The sequence below is a fragment of the Shewanella decolorationis genome, assembly GCF_004354305.1.
Classification (GTDB): Bacteria; Pseudomonadota; Gammaproteobacteria; order Enterobacterales; family Shewanellaceae; genus Shewanella; species Shewanella decolorationis.
The window spans coordinates 559156-571466 of record NZ_CP037898.1; the positions used below are offsets into that span (position 1 = coordinate 559156).

The following is a 12311-nucleotide window of genomic DNA, read 5'->3' on the forward strand; positions in this document are numbered from 1 at the left end:
CCAAGGATACAGATAGACGGATTAACAGAGTGGTAACTGAGCATGTTGACACGAAAAATTGAATTATTAGTGGGTATGTTTCTCTTAACGGGCTTAGCGGCCTTTTTGGTGTTGGTGTTTAAAGTCGCCAATATCGAAGTGCAGACCAGCGACAGCAGCTATACCCTCACTGCCAACTTCACCAATATCGGTGGCTTAAAGGTACGCTCTCCGGTCAAGGTCGGCGGCGTAGTGGTTGGCCGCGTGAGTAAGATAGATTTAGACCCAGTCAAACTGGTGGCTGTGGTGACGATTGTGATGGACAAGCGTTTCGATAAATTCCCTGAAACCAGTAGCTTAGCTATTTTAACTTCAGGTTTACTCGGTGAGCAGTTCCTTGGATTAACACCGGGCTTTGTCGATGATGACGTGAGTATGCTTAAGGATGGCGACAAAATTGACGATACTCGCTCCGCATTAGTGTTAGAAGATCTGATTGGTCAGTTCTTATATAGTATGGGTTCAAAGGATAAATAGGGGTTACCGCTATGTTTAAACGCTTATCGCGCTTTTTACTGCCGTTAGTATGGATATTTACCGCAACGACCGCGCTGGCGGATGATGCACCGATTAACACTATGGACCCGTACGCCATGGTGAAATCCGTTGCCAACAAAACCTTCGACCGCTTTCATCAAGATAAAGCCTTGATCGACGCCGATGCGGATCATTTAAAAGTGATCGTGCGCGAAGAGTTGATGCCTTATATCGACTATAAATACGCCTCTTACAAAGTGTTAGGCCAGTATTTAAAAGAGTCGACTGAAGATCAGCGCAATCGTTTTGTCGATGCCTTCGAAGGTTACTTGATCTCAACCTACGCCCAAGCGTTTACCGAATACACTAACCAAAAAGTGGAGTTTTCTCCCGGTAGTGATTTCAGCAATGAGAAGATTGTCGATGTCAACGTGCAGATTATCGAAGCGGGTCGTCCGCCGATTAAGCTGTTGTTTAAAGTGCGTCGCCTCAAGGATGACTCTTGGAAGGCGTTTGACTTAGTTGCCGAAGGCGTGAGTTTGCTGTCCTCTAAGCAATCTGAGATCTCGAATCTTATCCGCCAGCAGGGGATTGATTCAGTGATTAAGATGTTGGAAGAGCGCACCAAAGACAAAGTGACTAAAAAGCCTAAAGCAGGGAAATAAGCGCCGTGGTTGAATTTGTGCAACAGGGTAAAATTTGCCACCTCAAAGGGCGTTTATCACAGGAGCAAGTGGTCGCACTTTGGCCGCAAAGGCAAAGCTTGTTAAGCCAAGATACCCAAATGTTGTCGCTCACTGAGCTGGAGTACAGTGACAGTGCTGGCGTGGCATTTTTGCTGGCGTTAGTGCGTCAGCACGGTACGCCACTGCAGTTGTGCTCAGCATCGGATCAGCTAAAAAAATTAATCGACTTATATGATTTACAGTCCTTCTTCACCGAAGAAGCGAATTGAAAAGGTAACGAATTTCATGGAATGCAGCTTAATAGAACAGATTTTACGTGACGCGTTAGCACTCGATGAAGTGCACGCCAGCTCCGATGGCAGCCACTACAAAGTGATTGCAGTGGGTGAATGTTTTGACGGTATGAGCCGCGTAAAACAACAACAAGCCATTTATGCACCCCTGATGAGCTATATCGCCAGCGGTGAGTTACATGCATTAACGATTAAAACTTTCACGCCGACCCAATGGAAACGCGAGAAAATTTTCAACAGCTAGTAGTGAGGAAAAGTGGATAAATTAGCGATTCAAGCAAGCCCTCCGCTTGCTGGTGATGTGATTATTTCCGGCGCTAAAAACGCTGCGCTGCCGATTCTAATGGCAGGCGTGTTAGCCGAGACTGATTTTATTGTGTCGAATGTCCCCAATTTGCGCGATGTGAGCACCAGCTGCAAGTTGCTGCGCTGCCTAGGTGCCGATGTGGATGAGTTGGGCGAAGGTAAGATCCGTATTTCAACCAAAAACCTTAATGAGTTTTGTGCTCCTTACGACCTCGTTAAGACCATGCGTGCCTCGATTCTGATCCTTGGGCCGTTATTAGCCCGCTATGGCACCGCAGACGTATCATTACCCGGTGGCTGCGCCATTGGTGCTCGTCCAGTAAATCTTCACTTACATGGCCTCGAAATGATGGGCGCCAAGATTGAAGTGAAAGAAGGTTATATCAAGGCCCGTGTCGATGGTCGCTTAAAGGGTGCCCATATTTTTATGGACATGGTGAGCGTAGGCGCGACCGAAAACCTATTGATGGCCGCGGCACTTGCCGATGGCGAAACCGTGATTGAAAACGCGGCCCGTGAACCAGAAGTGATCGACTTGGCGAACTGTTTGATTGCCATGGGCGCGAAGATCACTGGTGTCGGCAGTGCCACACTGCGTATTCAAGGTGTTGAGCGTCTACAGGGCTGTGAGTACCGAGTGATGCCAGACCGTATCGAAACCGGTTCCTTCCTTGTTGCCGCAGCAGTGACCCGTGGTCGTATCCGTTGCTTAAAGGCAGACCCTGCTTCGTTAGAGTCTGTTATCGCGAAACTTGAAGATGCGGGCGCCAAGATCACTACAGGTGAAGATTGGATTGAGCTCGATATGGAAGGTAAGCGTCCAAAAGCGGTAAATATCAAGACGGCACCATACCCAGGTTTTCCAACCGATATGCAGGCGCAGTTCTGCGTGCTCAACGTATTAGCCCAGGGCACGGCGACCATTACCGAAACCATCTTCGAAAACCGCTTTATGCACGTGCCAGAACTTATCCGTATGGGCGCGACCATGGAGCTTGAAGGCAATACCTGCATTATTCAAGGCATTGAGTCTTTGAGTGGTGCGCAGGTGATGGCGACCGATTTACGTGCTTCGGCAAGTCTAGTGATCGCAGGTTTAGTCGCCGATGGTAAAACCATCGTCGATCGCATCTATCACTTAGATCGCGGCTACGAGCATATTGAGCAGAAATTCCAAGGATTGGGCGCGCATGTAGAGCGTGTGCAATAACATTTGCGTAGGATTAGCTCCCAATAAAAAACCAGCCAAGTGCTGGTTTTTTATTGCGCGTAATTTGTTTGGGTAAAAAGGAAAGGGACAAAAACATGTTAGATTCCCAACTCTAATTTTTGAGTTTCGGATTAAAATTTCTATGGGTTAACGCTTTGCTAATTGGCTACCGCAACGTAGCGTAGGCAGTCCAGTGGAGGCCACGCTGTTTGCGGCCGAAACGAAATTAAGCAACTTGTTATAAAGCATTTAACTACCAACTGCATTAATTGCGTGTTGCACTAAACCTATGACAAACAAAGCAACCACTATTAATATTAAAGCCACAGGAACACCTAGAAGAATACGAGTAAAACTAGACCTGTTTTTAAAGACCTGTGAGCCTAAGACGGTTTCACCTAACCACTCTAGAAATAGATATGCCGGAATACCAATGATGATAAGTGCGCCCCAGCCTAAAACGCTAGAAGGTATTTCGGGGTAAAACGTCCAAGCTAGAAAAACAGCGCAAAAAGCTACTATTCCTAATATGCTCAGCATTCTATTCATGCACAACCCTTTGATGCTTTATAACGCCCGCATTTGCGGCTGGTTTGGAGCGCAGCGGAAAACCAGTCCGCCAACATGCGCTTGTTATGCGCTGACACGATTGCACCCTTCAACTTCAATGGTTTTCAATTTTGGAAGCTGCTCTGTGCCAGCCATTGATGAAAGAAATGGGCAATTACAAAGATCTAATAGCTCAAGACTACCAAGCTGCTCAATACCCTTTAAAGACTCCAGTTTCCGGGAGGTAAGGTAAAGCTGCTTGAGAGCAACCATTGAGGTAACTGGCTCCAGGTTGCTATATGGGTAATTTTGAATATTAAGCTTTTCGATGGATGCTAGTTCAAGCAGTGAACCAAAACCTTTAGACCAAGTTATTAGAGCTACCCTCAGCTTCGAAAAAGCTGATAAATCAATTTTTTGAGTTGATTTACATTGCAGACCAAGTACTTCTAATTGAGAGAGCGACTCAATGACCTTTATGCCCTTTGCTTCCCAGCAATAGAGTTCTAGGCTTCGGAGGAAAAACAGCTCAGGAAGAAAGGATAGATCATGGCCTTTGAACCCAAAGGAACCGGTAAGTCTCAATGCTGAGATTCCATTATCTCGCATGTAAGCCCCCACCTCATCAGACCAAGCTCCCTTTAAGATAAGGACCTTTCCTATTCCATTGTCATCTTCTTTTATTTCAAAATTGTTCATGAACTCTCTTTGGCGCATAACGCTGGAGTTAAGCCGACGGGCGTAGCCCGGTCGGCTTGAACGACTTGTTATACATTTGCCACTTTTGGTTGATTTTGAAGGAACATAACTAGGTTTTTAACCGACGTAACTTGATCGAAATATGGATTGCTTTCTGGACTCTCTGTATCAATACCAAGCCTGTCGGCTACAGCCCAATAGACCTCATCCAAATCATCCGAATCCATTTTGTATGTATCTTCAAAGAGATCATCCGCTTTGATAGGAAAGGGCTTTCCCTCAAAGTTACCCAGGCAAAGCTGAACCTCATTCCAAACTTCCCGCATGATCTTGGTATCCACCTGACGGTAATCAAACGATCTTGCGTATTCGCATATATTTGGATCGCCTCGCTCAACTGAGATTCTCTTCAATCTCTGATGATCAAAAATCGCATAACCCAATCCGAAGATAAGGGCGATCCCTATAAAATATAGAGCCACATTGCTCACCTATGTATAACATTTTATTCGTGCGCATGCGCGTTTACCTCGGTGGACCAGTGAAAACGCGCACGGTTAACTATCTGTATGCAAAGAACTTATCAGCTTTCTGCCAAATACACCATCTGGAAAAACGCGCATGCGCGTTTTCCAAACCTATTAACTAAAACTCATCCTCTATAGTCATTTGATTTTTATAGCATTTTATTTGTTATGAATCGAATTAGTGCGCACTGATTTTGTCTGAAAATCATACCAAACACCTAAATCTAAATACGACTGTATACCCATACATTGTTAGTCGATTTATGGCAGGACCAAACATAGGCAAATAGATAAGAAATTGTATAGCAACAGAGTGGGAATTTTCGATTGAGCTAACAAGCCGAAATACGGAATGAGGCAAAAGTCAGTGAAAATCACAGTGCGAGATAAATAGCTCTGCCATTTAAGGGGGAGGTAATAGGTGATTTGGATGATGACTCAGAATGAGGTTTTATACATGCCTCATTCTGAGGTTAACAAGGTCAGCTATTGAGCTTAATTATCGACGACGACTTTTTCATCGATAATCACAGGCAGTACTTGCTCTTTGCCTTGGCGAATAACCGTCATCATGACTTTCTTGCCGGGAGTAGTTTCGGCAATTCTATCCATCAGCATTTCGACCCCAGGCACATCTTCGCCATCGTATTTGATGATCACATCCCTTGGTTGTAGCTGCGCCCGTGCTGCGGGGCCATTAGGATCGACACCAGTGACTAATACGCCGCGTAAATCGGGCAGGTTGAGGATTTGCGCAACAACGGGATTAATCGGCTCGCCAGAGATCCCTAAGGCACCACGGATCACTCGACCATTTTTAATCAGTTTACCCATAATGCTGTGGGCCAATTTAATCGGGATCGCGAAGTTAATCCCGTGTCCGCCACCTTCGCCGCCCACTTGGAAGGCGGCAGTGTTGATACCAATCAGGCTACCGTTAGTGTCGATTAAGGCGCCGCCTGAGTTACCGGCGTTAATTGCAGCATCTGTTTGTAAAAAGTCTAAATAACCAGAACTTAAGCCGTTACGACCCGTAGCGCTGATAATCCCTTGGGTAATGGTTTGGCCGAGGTTATAGGGGTTACCAATGGCTAATACCACATCGCCAACCTGCGGTGGGCTGTCGAGATTGACTGGCACTGTGGGAAGATTATCGCCTTCGATCTTAAGCACGGAAAGATCGGTTTCGGGATCAAAACCGACCACTTCCGAGGTGAATTTGCGGCCATCCTGCAGAGCCACCACAATTTCATCGGCTTTTTTAATCACATGATAATTCGTGAGAATATAGCCTTCTTTACTCATTATCACCCCAGAGCCTAGGCCTTGGAGGGAACCAGAGTTCAGCGGACGACTCTGATCGATACTTAAGCTATAAATATTGACCACGGCAGGGGCGGCACGGCGGACGGCCTTAGCAAAGGAGAGTTCGACCGTGTTGTTACCACGGTTTTGCAGTAACGAGCTGCCGAGATTTTTATTGTCGAAGTAGTGTGTAACTAACAAAAACATGGCCGCCATGATAAGGCCGAAGAGTACGGCTTTACCGAGATATAACAGAGTTTCTTTTATTGTCATGGCAGGCTAAGTATTGAAAAAGGTGAGTTAGATTAACATGTTTAACAAGTTAAAGCATAGGGAACCCGCGTTCCCTATGCTGATCCGCATCTGATAATGGGATAAAGATCAGAGCGGCGTACCGATTAACGCAGCACTAAGTACAACAAGCTCTTACCACGGAGGATCTTCAGGGCGACAGCGCCTTCTTGATCTTTGAGTTGCTCCTTGAGTGATTTCAGATCTTTTACCGCCGAACGGTTAATGCCGACAATCACATCGCCTTTTTGTAAGCCGCTCATTGCCGCAGGCGAGCCTTGGGCTATTTCGGTGATTTCCACCCCTTTAGAAGCGTTTTCTAACGAGGCACCTTGTAGCATGGGGTGCACAGCGCCCGCAGCTTTTTCAGTGGTTTGGCTTGCTTCACCTAAGGTGACATTCACGGTTTTCTTATCGCCATCGCGGATAATTCCCAGTTCAACCTTGGCACCCGCGCCCATAGTCGCGACTTTTGCACGCAGCTCTTGGAACGACTTAATCGCACGGCCATCGACGCTAACGATAATATCGCCTGCCTTGATGCCGGCTTTTTCAGCGGCGCTGCCTGCGGTCACTTCATTCACAAAACCACCGTGCTGGGTATCTAAGCCAAAGCCTTGGGCAAGTTGGCTATCTAAATCACGGCCTGAAATCCCCAGTACGCCACGGCGAACTTCACCGTGCTCGGCAATTTGTGCCACGAGGTTTTTCACCATGTTGGCGGGGATCGCAAAACCGATACCCACGTTACCACCGCCTGGCGCTACGATCGCGGTGTTAATACCAATCAGCTCACCTTTTAGGTTAACCAGCGCGCCACCCGAGTTACCGCTGTTAATCGCCGCATCGGTTTGGATAAAGTTTTCAAGCATTTCAATGCCTAAACCACTACGGCCTAGGGCGCTGACGATCCCTGAGGTGACGGTTTGGCCTAAACCAAAGGGATTACCAATGGCGACGGCAAAGTCACCAACCCGCAGTTCATCTGAGTCGGAGGTTTTGATTGCAACTAGGTTTTTCGCTTCGATTTGTAATAAGGCAATGTCAGACTCTGAATCGGTACCAATCAGTTTGGCTTTAACTTCACGGCCATCGTGCAGGCCGACTTGGATATCATCGGCACCGTCGATCACATGGTTGTTGGTGACGATATAGCCTTTATCTGCGTCGATAATCACGCCTGAGCCTAAGCCTCTAAAAGGACGCTCTTGCACTTGTTCCTGCGGTGCATTGGGGCCGAAGAAATAACGGAACACATCGGGGACACGTTGTTTAGAAACGTGCGTGCCAGAAACCGCGACAGAAACCACGGCGGGGGTCGTGCGCTCTAGCATAGGCGCAAGACTTGGAATGGATTGACCCTCAACAGATTGCGGAATAGCGGCCTGTGAGACAGCGGGCATCATTGTTAGAGTTGCGGCTAACATTGCGGCTGAAAGTACAGATAGTTTCGTTTTCATCTATTCATAACTCCAAATAAGGGATCAAGGATCTGGATGTAATGCGTCGTGAGTTGTGTCCGCACCAGATCGAATCTGTATCGTTACCGGCTATTTGCCTAGGTAACCATTCGGACACGCACCTCATTGAAAAAGTTCATCAATATTAACAAAGGTTAATTTCTTAACGGCTATTTTATCAGCATTTTATTGAGTGTAACTTAAGTGAAACCTGTGGGCTTTTAAGGCCTTTTTCAAGTATTAAAATGTTTCAATCGTCGCGTGAAATAAGTTAACAGCATAGCGCTTTATAAATAAGTTTTTATCCTTTAACGCTCAATCTTGCTTTTTTGTCGCCGAGTGCCGAAATATGGAATCCAGCGTCCTTTCGCTTGTTAGGGGATAAATATATGCCGCACCAGATTGGCCGTGGTAATATCGACGCAGTTTTTCCAAAGGATAAAAGAGAATTATAACGTGCCCCAGTTAAGCCCTTGGCAGCATTACCAAAAAGATCTTACTCGTGATGGTTTTTCCCATGATCCCGCGCAGGAAATGGCCGTAAAGGCACTGCAACGCGTCTACGAAGATTTAACCGCTGCCGAAGCGCCAAGCTCACTATTAGGCAAGTTATTGACCTCCTTTGGCCTTAAGTCTGCGCCTGTCGCGCCTAAGGGGTTGTATCTGTGGGGCGGTGTTGGTCGTGGCAAAACCTATTTAATGGACACCTTTTTTGATGCGCTGCCAGGTAATCAAAAATTAAGGGCACACTTTCACCGTTTTATGCATCAACTGCATTTGGATCTGGATGCGCTTAAAGGCACCCGCGATCCTTTACTAGTGATTGCCAAACAAATGGCCGCGAAATACCGAGTCATTTGTTTTGATGAATTTTTTGTCTCTGATATCACAGATGCCATGCTACTTGGCACCTTATTCCAAGCTCTCTTTAAAGAAGGCGTGGTCTTAGTGGCGACCTCAAACATCATTCCCGATGATTTGTATAAAAACGGATTGCAACGGGCACGATTCCTTCCTGCGATCGCCTTGATCAATCAACATTGTGAAGTGCTCAATGTGGATTCGGGCATCGACTATCGTCTGCGCACTCTCGAGCAGGCTGAGATTTATCACCATCCACTTGATGAAGAGGCCGACACTAACCTGCTGCGTTATTTCCGCCAGTTAGCCCCCGAGGCCGAAGTGTTAACCGATGCGATTGAGATTGAAGGACGTGCAATCAGCATACGTCAACAGGCGCAAGGCGTGTTGCTCGCGGATTTCAGAGCCTTATGCGATGGCCCTCGTAGTCAGCGCGATTATATGGAGCTGGCGCGGATTTATCATACCGTGTTGGTGAGTGGCATAGAGCAAATGGGCGCATTTTTAACGGGTGATGATATCGCCAGACGTTTCTTGGCCATGGTGGATGAGTTTTACGAGCGTAATGTTAAGTTGATCGTTTCCGCGCAGGTGCCGCTGGAAGAGATTTATGCCGATGGCTTATTGAGTTTTGAATTTAGACGCTGTCGCTCTCGCTTAATCGAAATGCAATCCCACGATTACTTAAAATCAGAGCATTTACCTTAGGTTAGTGAGTGCCAATCATTGGAGGTTAGCGCGTTTTTTATGCAAACCTCCTGTGGCTCATCCATCCCAGTGAAAATCAGCCTCACAGATCGATTTTTTATGATTTTTGTCAAAATATCAGGTGATTTTTAGCTCACGTTTGTCTATAATCCGCCACCTGCCCACGTTACTCCACCAAACTAGGTGGAAGTTGTACGCCGAGTTAAGTACTCGAAGGGGTACTGAAAGGCAATTTTGTGTTGTTTACCATTGTAGGCAACATGTGAGACAGAAATTAACTTTGGGTTTTTGTAATAATGAAGACTTTTACTGCTACACCAGAAACTGTAACTCGTGACTGGTTCGTCGTTGATGCTGACGGCAAAACTTTAGGTCGTATCGCTACCGAAATCGCTCTGCGTTTACGCGGTAAGCACAAGCCAGAATACACTCCTCACGTTGACACTGGTGATTACATCATCGTTATCAACGCTGAGAAAGTTACTGTTACTGGTAACAAAGCGCAAGGCAAGACGTACTACTCGCACTCAGGCTTCCCTGGTGGCATCAAGCAAATCAGCTTTGAAAAGCTGCAAGCTCACAAGCCAGAAATGATCATCGAGAAAGCAGTTAAGGGTATGTTACCAAAAGGTCCTCTGGGCCGTGCCATGTTCCGTAAACTGAAAGTTTACGCTGGCGCAGAACATAACCACGCTGCACAACAACCTCAAGTTCTTGATATCTAAACGGGATTAAGCAAATGGCTGCAACTCAGTACTACGGCACTGGCCGTCGCAAAACCTCTACAGCACGCGTATTCGCTAAAGCTGGTAGTGGCAACATCGTTGTAAATCAACGTCCTTTGGACCAATACTTTGGTCGTGAAACTGCTCGTATGGTTGTTCGTCAACCATTAGAACTAGTTGAAATGACTGACAAGCTGGACATCTATGTAACTGTTAAGGGCGGTGGTATCACTGGCCAAGCAGGTGCAATCCGTCACGGTATCACTCGTGCCCTGATGCAATTAGATGAAGCTCTGCGTCCATCATTACGTTCTGCTGGTTTCGTAACCCGTGACGCTCGTAAAGTTGAGCGTAAGAAAGTGGGTCTACGTAAAGCACGTCGTAAGCCACAATTCTCTAAGCGTTAATACGTTTTGGAATCTCAAAAAACCCAGCTTATGCTGGGTTTTTTATTACCTAAAATTGGCTATGCTCGTGTTAATGAAAGTGTTTTTTGCTGACAGTTCGAAGAGAGGGGAAGATGAGCTTACAGTTATTTATGCTGGCCGTGGCATTAGTGTTGATTTTAGAGGGTGTGGGGCCTTTGTTATTCCCCAATAAATGGCGCCGATATTTGAACGAGCTTTCCCATCAAAATCAGCAAGTTTTACGCCGGATTGGCGGTTCTTTAGTCACCGCGGGGCTGGTCATTTTGATTATTTTTTCATAAATGCCTTACCACTTGCGGTTTAAAATCTGTTAGAATCCATTTTTAACCACAACCTTGCAGCAAACAATGGGCAAAAACGTAGTTGTTCTCGGCACCCAATGGGGTGACGAAGGAAAAGGTAAGATTGTCGACCTTCTAACAGAACAGGCAAAATATGTAGTTCGCTACCAAGGCGGTCACAACGCGGGTCACACTCTCGTGATCAATGGCGATAAAACCGTACTTCATCTGATCCCATCAGGTATCCTACGTGACAATGTGAAATGCATTATCGGTAACGGTGTAGTGCTTGCACCTGACGCCCTGATGAAAGAGATCAACATGCTTAAAGAGCGCGGCATTCCGGTTGAGGAACGTCTGCTGATCTCTGAAGCATGTCCGCTGATCCTACCATTCCACTGTGCCTTAGACATCGCTCGCGAAAAAGCGCGCGGTAACAAAGCTATTGGTACTACGGGTCGTGGTATTGGTCCTGCGTATGAAGACAAGATTTCCCGTCGCGGTCTGCGTGTGGGCGATCTGTTCAATGCTGAACTATTTGCTGAAAAGCTGAAAGAAGTTATGGCATATCATAACTTTATGCTGACAGAGTACTACAAAGTTGACGCCGTAGATTACGAGCAAACACTGAGCGATGCGTTAGCTTTAGCTGACTACCTGAAGAGCATGTGTGTTGACGTAACTGAACTGTTGGATAACGCGCGTAAAGCGGGTGAGCCAATTCTGTTCGAAGGTGCACAAGGTACGCTGTTAGACATAGACCACGGTACTTATCCGTTTGTGACTTCGTCAAACACTACCGCAGGTGGTGTGGCGACAGGCAGCGGCTTTGGTCCACGTCATTTAGACTATGTCTTAGGTATCATGAAGGCATACACCACTCGCGTGGGTGCTGGTCCTTTCCCAACTGAACTCTTATGTGAAGTGGGTGATCATTTAGGGACTAAAGGTCATGAATTTGGTGCGACTACCGGTCGTAAGCGTCGTCCAGGTTGGTTAGATGCAGTGGCAATGCGCCGTGCAGTACAAATCAACAGTGTAAGCGGCTTCTGCTTAACTAAGTTAGACGTACTCGATGGCCTGAAAGAAGTGAAGATCTGTGTGGGCTACCAACATCCAGATGGCACTATTTCTAAGGTTACGCCATTAGCGGCTGAAGGTTATGAGCAGGTCACACCTGTTTATGAAACTATGCCAGGCTGGAGCGAGTCAACTTTCGGTGCGACCTCTTTAGAGCAGTTACCGCAAGCAGCTATCAACTACATCAAGCGTATTGAAGAGTTGTTAGAAACGCCGATCGACATCATTTCTACCGGTCCAGACCGTAATGAAACGATGATTTTAGTTAGCCCATTTAACTAAAATCGTAGAGGCCGTGTTTCACGGCCTTTTCTTCCTTTGTTGTTCCTTCCTGTTTGTTTTCTGTGGTTAGAAATTCGGCTTGAGCTCAAGAAATAGGTTATACT

General features: G+C 46.5%; 15 protein-coding genes. 10 read left to right on the plus strand and 5 right to left on the minus strand.

The window, feature by feature from the left end:
- Positions 1 to 42: 42 nt before the first annotated feature.
- The 5 genes from mlaD to murA are packed head-to-tail and all read left to right on the plus strand — an operon-like array spanning position 43 to position 3011.
- Positions 43 to 516: an outer membrane lipid asymmetry maintenance protein MlaD gene (gene mlaD / locus EYR25_RS02445; RefSeq protein WP_011715852.1), complete on the plus strand. Its 474-nt coding sequence runs from the start codon at positions 43 to 45 to the stop codon at positions 514 to 516.
- Positions 517 to 527: 11 nt separating this feature from the next.
- A complete protein-coding gene (locus tag EYR25_RS02450) occupies positions 528 to 1181 on the plus strand; it encodes an MlaC/ttg2D family ABC transporter substrate-binding protein (protein WP_133178432.1) in 654 nt (217 codons plus the stop codon).
- A 5-nt stretch (positions 1182 to 1186) separates the two neighbouring features.
- A complete protein-coding gene (locus tag EYR25_RS02455) occupies positions 1187 to 1471 on the plus strand; it encodes an STAS domain-containing protein (RefSeq protein ID WP_011715854.1) in 285 nt (94 codons plus the stop codon).
- Between the two features lie 16 nt (positions 1472 to 1487).
- Positions 1488 to 1739, plus strand: coding sequence for a BolA family protein (locus EYR25_RS02460; protein WP_011621481.1), 252 nt, complete (start codon positions 1488 to 1490; stop codon positions 1737 to 1739).
- A 12-nt stretch (positions 1740 to 1751) separates the two neighbouring features.
- Positions 1752 to 3011, plus strand: coding sequence for a UDP-N-acetylglucosamine 1-carboxyvinyltransferase (gene murA, locus EYR25_RS02465; protein ID WP_133178434.1), 1260 nt, complete (start codon positions 1752 to 1754; stop codon positions 3009 to 3011).
- 249 nt (positions 3012 to 3260) lie between these two features.
- On the opposite strand, the gene EYR25_RS02470 is transcribed toward murA, so the two are convergent.
- The 5 genes from EYR25_RS02470 to degQ all read right to left on the minus strand — a co-directional run bounded on the left by EYR25_RS02470 (position 3261) and on the right by degQ (position 7842).
- A complete protein-coding gene (locus EYR25_RS02470; protein WP_133178436.1) occupies positions 3261 to 3560 on the minus strand; it encodes a hypothetical protein in 300 nt (99 codons plus the stop codon).
- Between the two features lie 84 nt (positions 3561 to 3644).
- Complete coding sequence (locus EYR25_RS02475) at positions 3645 to 4259, minus strand: hypothetical protein (protein WP_133178437.1); 615 nt, start codon at positions 4257 to 4259, stop codon at positions 3645 to 3647.
- Positions 4260 to 4327: 68 nt separating this feature from the next.
- Positions 4328 to 4741 (minus strand): hypothetical protein, encoded by a 414-nt coding sequence (locus EYR25_RS02480; RefSeq protein ID WP_133178439.1) that lies wholly within the window; start codon positions 4739 to 4741, stop codon positions 4328 to 4330.
- 540 nt (positions 4742 to 5281) lie between these two features.
- Positions 5282 to 6364 carry an outer membrane-stress sensor serine endopeptidase DegS gene (gene degS, locus EYR25_RS02485; RefSeq protein WP_133178441.1) on the minus strand — a complete coding sequence of 361 codons (1083 nt, stop codon included), beginning with the start codon at positions 6362 to 6364 and terminating at the stop codon, positions 5282 to 5284.
- A 125-nt stretch (positions 6365 to 6489) separates the two neighbouring features.
- Positions 6490 to 7842: a Do family serine endopeptidase DegQ gene (degQ, locus tag EYR25_RS02490; RefSeq protein ID WP_133178444.1), complete on the minus strand. Its 1353-nt coding sequence runs from the start codon at positions 7840 to 7842 to the stop codon at positions 6490 to 6492.
- Between the two features lie 456 nt (positions 7843 to 8298).
- Here degQ and zapE point away from each other — a divergent pair, with 456 nt between their 5' ends.
- The 5 genes from zapE to EYR25_RS02515 all read left to right on the plus strand — a co-directional run bounded on the left by zapE (position 8299) and on the right by EYR25_RS02515 (position 12207).
- Positions 8299 to 9411 (plus strand): cell division protein ZapE, encoded by a 1113-nt coding sequence (gene zapE / locus EYR25_RS02495; protein ID WP_133178445.1) that lies wholly within the window; start codon positions 8299 to 8301, stop codon positions 9409 to 9411.
- Positions 9412 to 9707: 296 nt separating this feature from the next.
- The gene (gene rplM / locus EYR25_RS02500) at positions 9708 to 10136 is read left to right on the plus strand and encodes a 50S ribosomal protein L13 (RefSeq protein ID WP_011073682.1); all 429 of its coding nucleotides are present in this window, start codon (positions 9708 to 9710) and stop codon (positions 10134 to 10136) included.
- Between the two features lie 14 nt (positions 10137 to 10150).
- Positions 10151 to 10543: a 30S ribosomal protein S9 gene (rpsI, locus tag EYR25_RS02505; protein ID WP_006083052.1), complete on the plus strand. Its 393-nt coding sequence runs from the start codon at positions 10151 to 10153 to the stop codon at positions 10541 to 10543.
- Positions 10544 to 10656: 113 nt separating this feature from the next.
- Positions 10657 to 10845: a DUF2065 domain-containing protein gene (locus EYR25_RS02510; protein WP_011715861.1), complete on the plus strand. Its 189-nt coding sequence runs from the start codon at positions 10657 to 10659 to the stop codon at positions 10843 to 10845.
- Between the two features lie 66 nt (positions 10846 to 10911).
- Positions 10912 to 12207, plus strand: a complete 1296-nt coding sequence (locus tag EYR25_RS02515) for an adenylosuccinate synthase (RefSeq protein ID WP_089068466.1) — start codon at positions 10912 to 10914, stop codon at positions 12205 to 12207.
- Positions 12208 to 12311 lie beyond the last annotated feature (104 nt).